Genomic DNA, 15,523 nt, shown 5'->3' with positions numbered 1-15,523 from the left:
CTTTACGATCCGATGCGCTTGAAACACTGTGTGGTGGTTCTGTGTATGAAAAGTGGTAGCGGGAGAGGGACTCGAACCCCCGACACGCGGATTATGATTCCGCTGCTCTAACCACCTGAGCTACCCCGCCATCCAGCCGGCCGCCTGCTGAGAGGCCCGTGCGATGTGGGGTGCTTATAGTGAGGCTATCAGCGGGCGTCAAGCGCAGAATCGGCCCGCGCCCGCATTCCCTTCGCCAGGCCATCAGACCGCAGAAACCGGAGCGTTCGCTTGTGGAAAATCGATCGCCCAGGTGCCGGTGCGTTCCGTTTTGTGGATCCAGCCGCCGCCGAGCACGCGGGCGGTGTCGTCATCGCTGTCGAAGAAGACGCAAGCCTGCCCCGGGGCAACGCCGGTTTCGCCATTTGCCAGATCTACAAAGGCCTTGCCATTGAGGATCTTCAGTGTCGCCGGTGCCGGCGGGCGGGTTGAGCGCACCTTTGCAAACACCTCAATCTCGTCGCCCTCATCGAGCGGCTGATCGCCGATCCAGTTCATCTCGCGCAACAGGATCGTGTGTGTGGCCAGCGCCTCGCGCGGCCCGACCACCACCCGTTTTTCATCTGCATCAAGGCGGACCACATAAAGAGGGTCGCCCGTGGCAACACCGATCCCGCGCCGCTGGCCGATGGTGAAATGGATGATGCCGTCATGACGTCCAAGCACCCGGCCGTCCATATGGACAATTTCGCCCGGCTCGGCCGCATTGGGCCGCAGCTTGCGGATGACCTCTGCATAATCGCCGTTCGGCACAAAGCAGATGTCCTGGCTGTCCGGTTTGTTTGCCACCGACAAGCCGAATTCAGCCGCCAATTCGCGGACTTTCGATTTCGGCATGCCGCCCAGCGGAAATCGGACAAAATCGAGCTGTTCCTGCGTGGTGGCGAACAAAAAGTAACTCTGGTCCCGGTCCAGATCCATCGGCCGGAAAAGCGCACGTTTGTTACCGGCAGGTGCCGAGCGCACGTAGTGTCCGGTCGCGAGGGCGTCTGCGCCCAGGTCCTGGGCCATTTTCAAAAGATCGGTGAATTTGACCGTCTGATTGCAGGAAACACAGGGAATAGGGGTTTCGCCGGCAATGTAGCTGTCGGCGAACCGGTCCATCACCTGTTCCTTAAAGCGGCTTTCATAATCCAGCACATAGTGCGGGATGCCAATTTTCTCCGCTGCCCGGCGCGCATCATGAATGTCGACACCCGCGCAACAGGACTTTGACTTGGAGACGGCCGCACCATGGTCATAGAGTTGAAGGGTGACGCCAACGACGTCGTACCCTTCGGCTTTCATCATGGCGGCCACAACAGAGCTGTCAACGCCGCCGGACATAGCAACGACAACGCGCGTTTCTTCTGGGCGGCCGGGAAGATCCAGACTGTTCTTCATGTTCTTTACTTCCAGAAATCTGACCGGCTGAGTGGCTGCGCTTTACGCCATTTGATCCGCCGGTCCGCCAGCGGGCCACATCAAGCCTCTGTTCAAGTTGGCGGCAATATATAGATGCCGGGCCGTTCTGCCAATTGCGCTGACCGCATAGCAGGAATCCTTTGCCCTGTCCGGCAAAGCTTGCCGTGCTGTTTGCCGGCGGATTTATTGGCTGATTAAGAAAGTCAAATAAAAACAATGATTTATATCAACTCAAATTCTGGCCCGGTGTTTGCTTTCATATCGGTGACGAATTGTGCCTGTCAGTCAGGCTGAAGCTTTGGGGGCAAAAAGTGCTGCCATTTGGATTTATGAGCGATGTGTCCGTGAGCGCCCTTGGGGGTGGCAAAGCCGGTGCCGGTGCTGCTTCCGCCGCCGGAAACGGGCAGGGCGTGCCTGCTGGTCCGACGGGTTTTCAAGCGGCCCTCAATGGGACCGGCAAAGCCAGCACGGCGAAGGCGGGAAGCAATGGTGCGGGCGCCGAGCAGGTGCCAGGTACTCAGCTGCCGAAGCCAGACACAGCCCCGTCTCCATCCTTTTCGGCGAAGTTTGAAGAATTCGCGGCTGCGCCCGAGATCGTCGAAGGGGCAGCGTCTTTAGAGGAAGGCGATTTTGGGCAGGAAAGCGCCAGTATAGACTTGCCTCCGGTGACTACGGCCAATGCTGCTGGTGAATTTGCAGGCGTCTTCATGGCGGTGCAGGTTCCGCAGCCATCCGCAGAGGCTGTGGCAGCACCTTTCGGTGGTGGTAGCGGCAGCACAGGCGCCTCCTTACTTTCTGGCATATCTGATCAAAATGCGCTTCCCGCCGCCGGAAGTGGTCATCAGGCCACTGCCGGTCAGGCAGCAGGCATGGCTGCGCCGGTCCCGCAGGCAGGCGGAGCAGTTGGTCAGCCTTCAACTGGATTACCCTCCGGGGCAAATGAAGGCCCGGCGGTGCCGGTCCCTCAGATGAGCGGCGCGCCAGGAGCAGGCGATCTGCCTGGGTCACCATCGGGTCCCGGTACGATGGCCGCCGACACAGCTGTCCCGCCAGGAGCGCCAAGACCGAGCTTGCCTTTAGCCACACCGGACAGGGCTCCAACGCCATCGGCTGAACCTGGCACTCCCAGCGGCCCGGAAACAACCGAACGCCGGTGGCAAACCGGATTGCCTGTCGAGCTGCGAGCATCGCAGGCGCCTATCTTGACGAAGGCCGTCTCATCCCCGGCATCACCAACTCAGGCACCCGTTATAATGGCTGCCGCACAGCAAGCCGATCCGGTCTTGCCGGTTGGAAGTGGTGGACCTGAAGTGGTTGCGCAAAAAGGACGTGTTACGGCGCTTCCTCCTGCTGCGGTTCCAACTGAAGGCGATGCTGTATCTGAGGTGCCGCAAGTTGCGCTGCCAACCAAACAAGCTCCGCAGGCGCCGTCCCCGGAAAGCCCGGCGCGAAACGCCCAATTGGCTGCGGGACCACTCGTTCAGCCGCAGGCCAACCAGATGGCACGCGTTCAGCAGGCCCCGCCGGGCTCGGCAGTGCCGATACCTGATGCCGGCTTTGATCCCTCGGCTGGTGATGCGCCTCTTGATCCGTTGCCGGAGCCTTTACCGCTCAACCCGCGCGTTGCCGGAGCTTCTCTGTCCAATCTGGCGGAAAAGGGAACCCATGCAGCTAACAATCCGCAGAGTGTTGGGTCCGGGGCCGCCAACCCTGCCGGTGCTCCGACCGGCCTTCCGGCAGGGCAGGCACAGATCGCCAAGGCCGCTCCTGATGTTGCCGGGCTCGCCGCTCCGGTTGAGGACCGTGACCTGGCGCTCGATTTCAGGGACTTCTCCAGTTCCACTGACTTCACCGCAACCATACGCGGGGGAGACAGCCAGGGCGCTGCGAGACTGGAGAGTCTTCAACTGCCCAATCAGGCCCAGTCGGGTCAAGTGGCTGCCCAAGTCGCTGTAGAAATGGCGCGCAATCTCAAGAATGGCCAGAACCGTTTCCAAATGCGGTTTGATCCTCCTGAGCTTGGACGCGTTGAGGTCAACATGCGGGTCTCGGCCGATGGAAGTGTTCAGGCCCATCTGATCGTGGAACGTCCGGAAACCCTCGACATGTTCCTCCGGGATCAACGGGGTCTCGAACGGGCCTTGGAAGCGGCCGGTTTGAACGCGGACAACAAGAACCTTGAGTTTTCGCTCCGGCAGGATGGCGGACAGCAATTTGCTTCCGGAGACGGCCAGGCGGATGATCGCAGTGCTCAAGGGCAGGGTAAATCAGACGGCGCTGACGGCATGGAGCCGGTCGAGGCTGTGCCGGATCCGGTTATCAGAATGGCATTGGCGGCCCAGCGGGGCGGCCTGGATGTTCAGGTTTAACGGGGCTGCTGCCTCAGGAGTATGAAATGACCATAGTATCCTCAAGCACTACAACAACGACGCAAAGTGCGGCGTCGGCAAGCCAGACTGGCCTTGATGCCAATTACGACTTGTTCTTGAGCATCCTCACGACACAGATCCAAAACCAGGATCCGCTCGATCCGATGGATTCGGCTGAATACACCAGTCAGCTTGTCGAGTATTCGGCGGTGGAGCAGTCGATCAAGACGAACGAGAATCTGGAAGACATGATGGCACTGCTCGAGACCAACCAGAACATGGGGTATCTCAATTTCCTGGGGGCAGAGGTCACAGCGGACGCTTCTAGTGCGATCCTGGCCGGAGGAGAAACCAGTTGGCAATATGAAGTTGCAGAAGATGCGGCCGGCAAATTTGAAATCCGCAACAGCAGCGGAACCGTAGTTTATTCGGGCGATATCGAGTTGCCCTCCGGCTCGGGAACGATTCCATGGGACGGAACAACTGATTCTGGCGCAACAGCTGCCAATGGGACTTATACAATCCATTTTGACCTTCTAGACTCAGCAGGTCGTCAGGAGCCGGTTAAGACCGTGGTTCAAGGTGTCGTCGACGGCTTGGATATGTCGTCCGGCGAAGCGATATTGAGCGTCGATGGGCGCGAAATTCCCGTGTCGAAAGTGCAGTCGGTGTCCACGGCTTCCTCCTGACCTTTTGGGGGGGTGAGCGGCACCTTTTACTTGCGATCAACGGCGGGCAGACGCCCGCCGTTTCTGTATCTGGCTCATGACCTTTCAGGGCGTGGTTGAACGGGTCGCAGATGGTTTTGCAATATGCAATGCAAAATCGTTAAGGTTAACAAAATCATGAAAAGTATTTAAATATTAAATCTATCTTCGGTCTCGGATCCTAAGAACTATTCATATATTCCCGTTTTTATAGTAAATAAATGCATAATTTTGCTTTAGTCGTTTGTTAAGCGTCGTTGTGTAGGCTCTTACTCACATTGGTCATGGTTAGTGTGAGAGTACAATGACCGAACAAATTCGTTCGCGTGTTAAATATGTTATCGGCCCGGATGGCAGCCCGCTTACCATTGCGGATCTGCCTCCAACATCCACCAAGCGGTGGGTGATCCGGCGCAAGGCCGAGGTGGTCGCTGCCGTGAGGGGCGGGCTCCTATCGCTCGAGGAGGCGTGTCAAAGGTACACGCTTACCGTGGAAGAATTTCTGTCGTGGCAGAGTTCGATCGAAAAACACGGTTTGGCAGGATTACGGGCAACCCGGATCCAGCAGTATCGCAACTAGGACAGTTGCGATTTCACGGCGCACGGGGGATGCGCTATTTGAGAGGTCGGCCTAGCCGGCCTTTTTTGTCTGGGTCCGATCGGCTATGGTTTATCCAAAGTTAATAAACTAGGCAGTTTTTCCCCACCTTCCTTGCAAATTGCAGGCCGCAAAACCGCGGAAAACCGTCGCTTCCCGCAATTGGTTAATCCGCTGTTAACTTCTTGTTAACCCTCTGGGCGGCAAATTTTGCCCATCGGGAACATGGCATGTCGAGCCGACTCTCATAATAACGGTCAAGGCATGTGTCAGATGCGGGCGGGCATTCGTGAACGGACTTATTGAATTCATTAGAACACTTGGGCCGGCAAGGGTTGCGGCCATGGGCGCGGTCGCGGCCATATTGATCGGTGTGTTTGCGTTCATCACGCTGCGGGTCACTTCCCCTCAGATGACCACGCTCTACAACGAGCTGACCCTTGAAGATTCCGCGGCAATCGTCTCCCAGCTGGAAAGCCAGGGTGTTCAATTCCAGATTGCCCGCGAGGGGGCATCCATCATGGTGCCGCGCGAGCAGGTTGCCCGTTTGCGCATGCAGTTGGCGGCCGAGGGGCTGCCGACCGGCGGTTCAATCGGCTATGAGATTTTTGATCGGACCGACACGCTTGGCGCTACGAGCTTTGTCCAGAACATTAATCATCTGCGCGCGATGGAAGGTGAGCTGGCGCGAACCATCGGGTCACTGGACCGGATCCGGAACGCCCGTGTTCACCTTGTTATCCCCGAACGGCAATTGTTCCAGCGGGATCGCCGTCCCCCGTCCGCCTCAATCGTGCTGAATGTTCGCGGAGGGCTTGGGCCCGGCGAGATCCGCGCTGTTCAGCATATTGTGGCGACTGCCGTGGAGGGCCTCGACCCGGACCGTGTGTCCATTGTGGATGAAAGCGGCCGGTTGCTCGCGTCCGGTGCAAACAGCGATGAAGAAGGCATGGTGTCTGCCTCCCTGCAGGAGCGCACTGTTGCGATTGAAAGCCGGCTGCGGAACCAGATTGAAGAAATCCTGAATTCTGTCGTCGGTCCCGGCCGGGCGCGCGTCCGCGTGAATGCAGATGTGGATTACAATCGTCTGACCGAGACCACCGAAACTTTCGATCCGGAAGGACAGGTTGTCCGCTCCACCCAGACACGTGAAGAAGCTGCAGACAGCACCCGCCAGGACGGGCAGGTCACCGCTGGCAATCAGCTGCCCAACCAGGAAGGCAACAATAACGGCGAAGGCGAACGCGATACGTCCTCCATGACGGAGGAGGTCGTCAATTACGAGATTTCCAAGTCCACCCGGACGGAAATCGTGGAAGCCGGCCGTGTGACCCGGTTGTCGGTTGCCGTGCTTGTAGACGGAACATATCAGCCGGATGGCAATGGTGATGCGGCCTATACACCGCGCTCTCAAGAAACTCTGGACCGAATTGCCGTTCTTGTCCGCTCCGCCGTCGGTTTCGATGAAGCGCGCGGCGATGTGGTTGAGGTTGTTAACCTGCAGTTTGCCTTGCCGCCACAAGACGACCTTCTGGCAGAGGGCGATGGCCTGTTTGAATTTACCAGAGATGATATCCTGCGGTTTGCAGAACTCGGTGTGTTGTTCCTGATTGCGCTTCTCCTGCTGCTCTTCGTCGTCCGGCCGCTGCTGCGGCGCATCGTGACACCGGAAGAAAAGCAGCCTCAGGAACTGGTCATCGGCCCGGATGGAACGCTGGTCGCTGACAGTGAAGCTCCGAAGGAAGATCTCGATGAGGAAGACGAGTTCGTAATCGAGTGGCTGGAACAGGCGAAGCAGGAAGGCGCCATGCAGGCCAGCTCAATTACCAAGGTTGGCGAGATGATCGCAGATCATCCGACCGAGGCCGTCAACATTGTTCGTGGTTGGCTAGATGAACAGGCAGCATAATGGTCTCTGATCAACTACAGAAACAGCTTCAGGTCAGTGCTGACCAAGAAGAGCGGGAGCTGCGTGGCGCGGAACGTGCCGCGGTTCTTCTGCTGGCGCTGGGTGAGGTGCATGGGGCTCCGATCTGGGACAAGCTTGACGAGATCGAAGTGCGTCAGGTGTCAGCGGCAATGGCGAACCTCGGACCGGTCACGCCGAACATGCTGGAGGACCTCTTCAAGGATTTTGTACGCCGGGTAACCTCCAAGGGCGCGCTGACGGGCAATGTCGACGCAACGGAGCGTTTGCTGGCGAGCTTCTTGCCCGGGGACAAAGTCTCCGTCATCATGGAAGAAATCCGCGGTCCTGCCGGCCGGAACATGTGGGAGAAGCTTTCCAACGTTCAGGAAAACGTTCTCGCGAACTACCTGAAGAACGAATATCCGCAGACGGTCGCAGTCGTGCTTTCGAAAATCAATTCCGATCATGCCGCGCGGGTGCTGGGTATTCTTCCCGAGGAGTTGGCGCTCGAGGTGGTCAGCCGGATGCTGCGCATGGACGCAGTTCAAAAAGAGGTTCTGGAAAAGGTCGAGCAGACACTGCGGGTGGAGTTCATGTCCAACCTGACCAACACTTCGCGCCGCGACAGTCATGAGATGATGGCTGACATCTTCAACAATTTCGACCGTCAAACGGAAGCGCGCTTCCTGGCCGCTCTTGAAGAGGATAATCGCGAGGCAGCTGACCGTATCAAAACCTTGATGTTCACATTCGACGACCTGCTGAAGCTGGACGCGGCAAGCTGTCAGACGCTGCTGCGGTACGTGGAAAAAGATCAGCTGGCAATCGCCCTGAAAGGGTCCACAGACACGGCCAGAGACTTCTTCTTCGGCAACATGTCCTCAAGAGCCGCCAAGCTCCTTCAGGACGATATGGATGCGCTTGGACCGGTTCGGTTGCGCGATGTGGATGACGCGCAGACCGGTATGGTCAACAAGGCAAAAGATCTGGCTGCGAAGGGCGAAATCATGATTTCGAAATCCAAGGGCGATGATGAGATCATTTATTGATGCAGCAGGAACCGGGCACCGAAACGAGAATGGGCAGCATGACTAACCCGTCAAAATTCCTGTTCAATATGGACTTCTCCGAGCCGGAGGAACCGGAGGTCGTTGCGCCGCCCGCACCCGAGATCCCGATGATCGCGGTGAGCGAGCACAAGAAGCTTTTGAAAAATGCCAAGGCAGAGGCATTCGAAGAGGGCCGGAAGAAGGCACTGCAGGATTTGCAGACCAAGCAGGAAACGCTCTTGACCGAAGAGGTTGGCCGGCTTGTGGAAGCGGTCGGCGGGGTCCTTAAAACACTGGATGAGCATCAGTCAGGCGCGGAACAAGATGCCATCAGCCTTGCATTTCTTGTGGCTAGACGGCTTTGCGCACACCTAATCGCCCGTCAGCCGCTGGCGGAAACAATCGCATTGGTGTCAGAGTGCCTGGGTCCGCTTCGCAAAGCACCGCATTTGGTGATCCGGATCGCGGAGAAGGATGTTGAGGCGTTGAGGGCCCAGGTCGATCCGATCATTCATGAAAAAGGCTTTGAGGGACGGCTTGTCATTCTTGGAGAGCCGGATCTGAGCCGTGGCGACTGCCATATCGAGTGGGCGGACGGTGGGATCAAGCGGGACCGGAAGGTCCTGGAAGGCGAGATTGACGCAAGCATCCGGTCTTACCTGAAAGCGCGTCAGGCGAGTAAGTCGGCGAAGCAAGTTGCCCCTGAAGCGGAAAAGGAGTCTGACGCATGAGCGACGAGCAGGACACCAGCATTCCGCTGGATGAATTGGAACTTCCTGAAAGTGACGGTGAGGGCGAACAAACTCATGTGCCTCAGTCGGCAGCTGACCTTGAGGCCGTGTTTGATGTGCCTGTCCGGATTTCGGCAGTTCTCGGCCATTCCAAGATGCATGTTTCCGATTTGTTGAAACTGGCTTCCGGCACGGTTTTGGAACTTGACCGCAAGGTCGGTGAGGCAATCGATATCTATGTGAATGACCGGTTGGTCGCGCGCGGCGAAGTGGTTCTGGTGGAAGATAAGCTCGGTGTGACCATGACCGAGATTATCAAAACCGATCGGTAGGAAAGGTTAGGGATGCGTCTTCTTATTGTCGGGACCTTGGGCGGCCAGCTGACGACGGCTTCAAAAATCGCCATGCAGGGCGGCGCACAGGTCACCCATGCCGATGACGTCGAAGGCGCATTGAAGGTTTTGCGGTCCGGCCGGGGGGCCGACCTGTTGATGGTCGAGGTTCACCTCGATATTGCAGGGCTTATTGGCAAGCTCCAGAACGAGCGGGTTCATGTGCCCGTGGTAGCATGCGGCGTGGAGACAGATGCCCAAGCTGCCGTATCCGCGATCCGGGCCGGCGCGAAAGAATATATTCCGCTGCCTCCGGACCCCGAGATGATTGCAGCGGTCCTTGCGGCCGTTGCCCAGGAGCGCGGTGACCTGATCTACCGGGACGCGGCCATGAGCAGCGTCGTCAAGCTGGCAGAGCAAGTGGCACCGTCCGAGGCTTCCGTCTTGATCACGGGCGAATCCGGTACGGGTAAGGAAGTCATCGCCCGGCATGTGCACAAGTGCTCGAACCGGGCCTCCAATGCATTCATTTCCATCAACTGTGCCGCAATTCCCGAGCATCTTCTGGAATCCGAACTATTTGGGCATGAAAAAGGTGCGTTTACCGGAGCCGTTGCGCGGCGGCTTGGCAAATTCGAAGAGGCCGACAGTGGCACGCTGCTGCTGGATGAGATTTCGGAAATGGATGTTCGGCTCCAGGCAAAGCTGTTGCGGGCCATTCAGGAGAAGGTCATTGACCGGGTAGGCGGGAACAGGCCTGTTCCCGTCAATATCAGGATCCTGGCAACCTCCAACCGCGACCTTGCCGAAAGCGTGCGCCAGGGACAATTCCGCGAAGACTTGTTGTTCCGCCTCAACGTGGTCAACTTGAAAATCCCGCCTTTGCGCGAGCGTCCCGCGGATATTTTGGAACTCGCCCAGTTTTTCATCCAGCACTATTCCAAGGCAAATGGAGTTTCTGAACGTCCATTGTCTGTTGAAGCGCGTCAATCGCTGATGTCCAACCCCTGGCCTGGAAACGTGCGTGAGTTGGAGAACACCATGCACCGTGCCGTTCTTTTGGCGAGCGGTGCCGAGATTGGGGCAGAAGCCATCCGGATGCCCGACGGCAGCCCCTTGTCCGGGGCGACAGGACCTGCTGCGATCGCCGCGCAGGCAGCGGAAGCCGTCACCCGCTCATTTGTCGGGCGCACTGTCGCCGACGTCGAGCGGGATCTCATCCTGGATACGCTGGATCATTGTCTGGGCAACCGGACCCATGCTGCGAAAATTCTGGGAATCTCCATCCGCACGCTGCGGAACAAGCTGAATCAATATACCGATGAAGGTGTGCAGGTGCCCGGCCCGGGTGAGGCGCGGGGGTAGGTTTTTACAGAACGGATTTGGCCGCGCCAATAGCTTGAAAGACGGCCGGTCAGAAGCAACGGAAGCGTAAATGTCGGATACGGCGGCAGGTGGACAAGGCGGACCTTCTCAGGCAGCACCGGATCAGGGCGGGGCGGCTGCGCCCGCTACCGGTGCGCGCTCCGGCTTTCCGAGCGTTACGGAGATCATCAATGGGCTGAAACAGGGCGATGTGGGCCTTGCCACCGGCATTCTGGTGATCCTGACGCTTCTCATTCTGCCCATGCCGCCGATGATGCTGGATATGTTCCTGGCGGTATCCATCATCTTTTCCGTCATGGTCCTGATGACCGGACTGTTTATCCAGAAACCGCTCGAGTTTTCTTCGTTTCCCACTGTCCTGCTGATCGCGACCATGTTGCGCCTTGGCCTGAATATCGCCTCCACCCGGTTGATCCTGTCCAACGGTCATGAGGGAACGGCGGCTGCAGGTAATGTCATTCAGTCGTTCGGCAATCTGGTTATGGGCGGCAATTATGTGATCGGGATCATCGTTTTCGCGATCCTGGTCATCGTGAATTTCGTCGTGATCACAAAAGGTTCCGGGCGTATCGCAGAAGTTGCTGCCCGCTTTACCCTTGATGCCATGCCTGGCAAGCAGATGGCGATTGACGCCGATCTGTCGGCCGGTTTGATCGATGAAGCCGAGGCCAAGAAGCGCCGGAAAGATCTTGAGGACGAAAGTTCCTTCTTCGGGGCGATGGACGGTGCCTCCAAGTTTGTCCGCGGCGATGCGATTGCAGGCCTTTTGATCACGTTCATCAATATTCTGGGCGGCATCTTCATCGGCGTTGCCCAAATGGAGCTTTCCTTCTCCGAAGCGGCCAACAACTACACGCTTCTGACAATTGGTGACGGGCTGGTCTCTCAGATCCCGGCTCTGATTGTTTCGACAGCAGCCGGTCTGCTCGTGTCCAAGGCAGGCGTTCACGGTGCTGCTGACCAGGCCCTGGCAAGCCAGTTTACAGGCTACCCAAAAGCGCTCGGCATGTCGGCGGCCGTGATGGTTATTCTGGCGCTTCTGCCAGGCATGCCGATGATCCCATTCCTGGGTCTGGCCGCGCTTGCTGGATATCTGGCTTACCAGGTGGGGGCTAACAAGAAGAAGGCTGCGGTCAAGAAAGCGGAGAAGAAGGCTATCGAGACCGCGCCGAAACCCCCGCCCGAGCCGCCGATTACCGATGCACTCAAAATGGACGAACTACGGATTGAGCTGGGATATGCCCTGTTGCCGCTGATCAACGGCAAGGCGCGGACGGAAGGCGACGTCCTGACAGAGCAAATCAAGGCGCTGCGCCGCCAGATCGCCGGGGACATGGGTGTCATCATGCCGCCTGTCAGGATCCTCGACAATATTCAGCTCGGGGCCAACGACTATGTGATCAAGGTGAAAGAGGTCGAGGCGGGCCGGGGTATCCTTTACCCGAACCACTATATGGTTATGGACCCGGCAGGTGGTCAGGTGAAATTGCCCGGAACCCATACGACTGAACCCACTTTCGGCCTTCCGGCAACCTGGGTGGAAGCGCAATACCGGGAAGACGCCTCGCTGCGGGGTTACACCGTTGTCGATCCGGCGACTGTCCTCTCGACGCATCTTACCGAAACCATCAAGGCGAATATCAGCGAGCTGCTGACGTATGGCGACGTTCAAAAACTCCTGAAAGAGTTGCAGGGTGAACAGGCAAAGCTGGTCGAGGACCTGATCCCGAGCCAAATTACGGTTTCTGGTGTTCAAAGAGTGCTTCAGGCGCTTTTGAACGAACGTATTTCAGTCCGCGATCTTGGCACCATTTTGGAAGGCGTGTCGGAAGCCACCGGCATGACCCGCAACACCGACACAATCGCGGAACATGTGCGCACCCGGCTGGGGCGGCAAATCTGTGCGGCCAACCTGGCACCTGGAGGCTATTTGCCTTTGATTGCTCTGTCGCCCAGCTGGGAGCAGGCTTTCATCGAATCCATCGTCGGCGAGGGCGATGACAGGCAGTTGGCGATGCAGCCGAGCAAGTTGCAGGAATTCGTCGGAAAAGTCAGGGATGCTTTTGAAGAGGCCGCCCAGGCTGGCGAAGTGCCCGTTCTCTTGACATCGCCGCAGACCCGTCCGTTCGTGCGGTCCATCGTCGAGCGGTTCCGGGCGCACACGACCATCATGAGCCAGGCCGAGGTTCATCCGCGCGTCAAGCTTAAGACGATCGGCTCAATCTGATTTTACCGGATGGGATTTCGCTTCAGCGCGATTAGGCGAGGATATTCACGCGATTCATAACCGCGGTGGTACTGGCATACTGGCTGGTGCCACCCGCGTTCTGGAGCAGATACATGGTCTTCGCCTGTCCGGCCTGTGCGCTGGACATGATGAAGGTGGAAGCGGTTGTGCGCATTTGCTGAATTTTTTTCGCCGCGTTCGTGCGGCGCTTGTTCCAGGACTCATTATAGTCGGACCACGTGCTACTCTTCTTCGATCTGAAGGTATTGTGGTAGTCGCGCTGGATGTAGTTTCCGACCTTAGGCATCGTGCATCTCTCCTGGACACACCTAACACCTGACAAATTATGGTTAACAGCCGGTTAATCCGGTCTTTTTTCACACCGGTTCTTAACAGGAGTTAAGGGGCCCAGTCAGACCTGCAGATTGATGCGGTTCCCGATAACTGCCGGTGTATCGAAACTGCCATAAGGCTTTTGAAGACGGGTTCGCATCAAATAAAGCGTTTGCAGTTGCGTCGACTGAATATTGGTCGCTTGAATGGAATAGGCGAGCTGGTTCCGGATCGCCTGACTTTTCTTGATTGCGTTCGCACGTTTTGTTTTCCAGGCCTGCGCATTGCGCTGCCAGACGTTTTTGCGCTGCGCTTCGATCCGCTTCATAGCGTTGAATCTGGATTTGGAGCCGATGGCCGCCATCTTGGCGTTCCTAAAGTTGAGCTGAAGAATCTATCTGCCCGAATCGCTGAAATATCAATCGCAGTCATATGCCGTGAACGGGAGAGTTCTGCGATTCTTGGCATGAGATTAATGAAGTGATAAAGCCAGCGGCAAAACCGGAGTTGCTTGGAGGCCGCATGTCCACACTGACACTTTCTCTAGATGGTTATACAGACATTCCGGACACGAAAATTGCTGTTGTGGTCACCTATCTTGAGATGAAGGCACGGCCAGAACAGGACGGCGTGCCGGACTTGCCTGAAGTGCGCCTGGAGCGTTGGCACAATCCGGATCCTTCCGCATATAAAGAACTGTTTCGTGAGGTTGGCGAGGACTGGATCTGGTTCGGCCGCCTGATGCTGCCGGACGATAAACTGGCGGCGATACTCAGCGATCCTTCCTGCGAAAACTACCGCCTGATGCGCGGCAATCAGGTCCTGGGCATGGTGGAGCTTCATTTCGGAGATCCCGAGAACCCAGAGGTTTCCTATTTCGGTTTGATTCCAAAGGCCGTCGGCGGGGGGCTTGGTAAATGGCTGATGTCTCAAGCCATCGATATCGCGTGGTCGAGACCAGAAACACAGCGTTTATGGTTGCGCACTTGCACGGCAGACAGCCCTCAGGCGATCAAGTTCTACCTATCCAGGGGATTTAAACCCTATCGCCGTTCAATCGAAATCGCTGATGATCCGAGGCTTCTCGGGCTCTATCCTTGTGAGGCAGCGCCTCATGTTCCATGTCTCGGCGTTCGGCCGGAGCGCTAAGCGCGACGTCTGTGTCTAGGCGCTAAGCTTGAGCCGCTCGGGGAAGGCCTGCGCGATGGATTGCCGGTTGGCTTCCAGAACCCCCCGTTCGGTGATCAAGCCGGTCACAAGCCGCGCGGGGGTCACATCAAATGCAGGATTGGCAACCTCAGAGCCTTCGGCAACGATGTTGACGGTTTCGATGGTGCCTTGCGCGGTGCGCCCAGTCATCTGGCTGACCTCCAAGCCGCTGCGCTCTTCAATTGGGATTTCCCGGACGCCGTCGGACAGGGAGAAATCTATCGTCGGGGACGGCAGCGCCACATAGAACGGGACATTGTTGTCCTTTGCGGCAAGGGCCTTGAGATAGGTGCCTATCTTGTTGCACACGTCTCCCGATGCTGTGGTCCGGTCTGTGCCCGTAATGACGATGTCCACCATACCGTGCTGCATGAGGTGGCCCCCGGCATTGTCGACAATGACCGTGTGCGGGACACCATGATGGCCGAGTTCCCAGGCCGTCAAAAAGGCACCCTGATTGCGCGGGCGGGTCTCGTCCACCCATACATGAACCGGAATGCCGCCGTCGTGGCACATATAGATCGGCGCCGTTGCGGTTCCCCAATCAACGGTAGCCAGCCAGCCGGCATTGCAATGGGTCAGGATGTTGACCGGTTCCCCTGGCTTTTTCGTTTGTGCGAGGGCTGCGATCAGCTCCATGCCATGCATGCCAATCGCCATGTTAATTGCGATGTCCTCGTCGCATATGCTGTTGGCAAGCGTAAAGGCAGCTTCTTCGCGGTGTTCCGCCGGTACCTTGATCAGGGCCTTGCGGGCTTTGCTCAGTGCCCAGTGAAGATTTATGGCCGTTGGCCGGGTTTCCAGAAGTTCCGCGCAGACGGCATGCAATGAAGCATCCGAGGGGTCTGCCCGCATGGCAAGAGCAACGCCGAAGGCAGCTGTTGCGCCGATCAACGGCGCGCCGCGGACCTGCATCACCCGGATCGCATGGGCTGCGTCCTCTTTCGTGCGCAATTGGGCAATTTCGAAGGCATAGGGAAATTTGGTCTGGTCGATAATGTCGACCGAGCCGCCATCTTCGGAAATCCATATGGTCCGGTACTTCTTGCCGTCGACATTCATCCGGAAATCCCCGTTTAGGCATCAGTTCTCTTTGCATAACCCAAGAACACTGTGGGCACCAGCAGCTTGGCTGCTGGTCTCAAGGTTAAAAATCTCCTAACCTTCGTTAACCATGACCAGACCATTGCCAGTGGATAGCGCTGCGGGAAGGGGTGTCGCGCCTGACCC

14 protein-coding genes and 1 tRNA gene are annotated in these 15,523 nt (G+C 57.5%); 10 read left to right on the top strand and 5 right to left on the bottom strand.

The genetic code is table 11. The features are described from left to right. Positions 1 to 53: 53 nt before the first annotated feature. Together E1180_RS12685 and mnmA are read right to left on the bottom strand one after the other, a co-directional pair. A tRNA-Met gene (locus E1180_RS12685) sits at positions 54 to 130 on the bottom strand. 113 nt (positions 131 to 243) lie between these two features. Continuing rightward, positions 244 to 1,422, bottom strand: coding sequence for a tRNA 2-thiouridine(34) synthase MnmA (gene mnmA, locus E1180_RS12680; RefSeq protein ID WP_155191559.1), 1,179 nt, complete (start codon positions 1,420 to 1,422; stop codon positions 244 to 246). Positions 1,423 to 1,754: 332 nt separating this feature from the next. Between mnmA and E1180_RS12675 the strand changes: the two genes are divergently transcribed. From E1180_RS12675 to flhA, 9 genes are all read left to right on the top strand, one after another. Beyond that, positions 1,755 to 3,812, top strand: coding sequence for a flagellar hook-length control protein FliK (locus E1180_RS12675; RefSeq protein ID WP_196220586.1), 2,058 nt, complete (start codon positions 1,755 to 1,757; stop codon positions 3,810 to 3,812). Positions 3,813 to 3,838: 26 nt separating this feature from the next. Continuing rightward, a complete protein-coding gene (locus E1180_RS12670; protein WP_155191557.1) occupies positions 3,839 to 4,501 on the top strand; it encodes a flagellar hook assembly protein FlgD in 663 nt (220 codons plus the stop codon). Between the two features lie 322 nt (positions 4,502 to 4,823). Continuing rightward, positions 4,824 to 5,099 (top strand): CtrA inhibitor SciP, encoded by a 276-nt coding sequence (gene sciP, locus E1180_RS12665; RefSeq protein ID WP_008194991.1) that lies wholly within the window; start codon positions 4,824 to 4,826, stop codon positions 5,097 to 5,099. Positions 5,100 to 5,406: 307 nt separating this feature from the next. Continuing rightward, a complete protein-coding gene (gene fliF / locus E1180_RS12660; protein ID WP_283404401.1) occupies positions 5,407 to 7,026 on the top strand; it encodes a flagellar basal-body MS-ring/collar protein FliF in 1,620 nt (539 codons plus the stop codon). Further along, a complete protein-coding gene (gene fliG / locus E1180_RS12655) occupies positions 7,026 to 8,075 on the top strand; it encodes a flagellar motor switch protein FliG (RefSeq protein WP_155191555.1) in 1,050 nt (349 codons plus the stop codon). The genes fliF and fliG overlap by 1 nt, the downstream gene beginning before the upstream one ends. A gap of 38 nt (positions 8,076 to 8,113) precedes the next feature. Next, positions 8,114 to 8,806: a FliH/SctL family protein gene (locus tag E1180_RS12650; protein ID WP_208997115.1), complete on the top strand. Its 693-nt coding sequence runs from the start codon at positions 8,114 to 8,116 to the stop codon at positions 8,804 to 8,806. Continuing rightward, the gene (gene fliN / locus E1180_RS12645; RefSeq protein WP_155191553.1) at positions 8,803 to 9,138 is read left to right on the top strand and encodes a flagellar motor switch protein FliN; all 336 of its coding nucleotides are present in this window, start codon (positions 8,803 to 8,805) and stop codon (positions 9,136 to 9,138) included. Before E1180_RS12650 ends, fliN begins: the two co-directional genes overlap by 4 nt. Before the next feature lie 12 nt (positions 9,139 to 9,150). Further along, on the top strand, positions 9,151 to 10,503 hold the full coding sequence (gene flbD, locus E1180_RS12640; RefSeq protein ID WP_155191552.1) for a sigma-54-dependent transcriptional regulator FlbD: 1,353 nt from the start codon (positions 9,151 to 9,153) through the stop codon (positions 10,501 to 10,503). Positions 10,504 to 10,573: 70 nt separating this feature from the next. After that, positions 10,574 to 12,751, top strand: coding sequence for a flagellar biosynthesis protein FlhA (gene flhA, locus E1180_RS12635; protein ID WP_155191551.1), 2,178 nt, complete (start codon positions 10,574 to 10,576; stop codon positions 12,749 to 12,751). Positions 12,752 to 12,782: 31 nt separating this feature from the next. Here the strand turns inward: flhA and E1180_RS12630 are convergent, their stop codons facing one another. Both E1180_RS12630 and E1180_RS12625 read right to left on the bottom strand, forming a co-directional pair. Beyond that, positions 12,783 to 13,058, bottom strand: coding sequence for a flagellar biosynthesis protein (locus E1180_RS12630; protein ID WP_155191550.1), 276 nt, complete (start codon positions 13,056 to 13,058; stop codon positions 12,783 to 12,785). Between the two features lie 105 nt (positions 13,059 to 13,163). Then, positions 13,164 to 13,448, bottom strand: coding sequence for a hypothetical protein (locus tag E1180_RS12625; protein ID WP_155191549.1), 285 nt, complete (start codon positions 13,446 to 13,448; stop codon positions 13,164 to 13,166). Positions 13,449 to 13,606: 158 nt separating this feature from the next. On the opposite strand from E1180_RS12625, the gene E1180_RS12620 reads away from it, so the two are divergent. Next, positions 13,607 to 14,233, top strand: coding sequence for a GNAT family N-acetyltransferase (locus E1180_RS12620; protein ID WP_155191548.1), 627 nt, complete (start codon positions 13,607 to 13,609; stop codon positions 14,231 to 14,233). A gap of 15 nt (positions 14,234 to 14,248) precedes the next feature. Here the strand turns inward: E1180_RS12620 and mtnA are convergent, their stop codons facing one another. After that, positions 14,249 to 15,355 (bottom strand): S-methyl-5-thioribose-1-phosphate isomerase, encoded by a 1,107-nt coding sequence (gene mtnA / locus E1180_RS12615; protein WP_155191547.1) that lies wholly within the window; start codon positions 15,353 to 15,355, stop codon positions 14,249 to 14,251. Positions 15,356 to 15,523: the final 168 nt, after the last annotated feature.

Origin of the sequence: Roseibium denhamense (assembly GCF_009711415.1) — a bacterium.
Classification (GTDB): Bacteria; Pseudomonadota; Alphaproteobacteria; order Rhizobiales; family Stappiaceae; genus Roseibium; species Roseibium denhamense.
The sequence above is the reverse complement of the archived record's forward strand: the minus strand, read 5'-3'. Positions and strand labels throughout refer to the sequence as shown.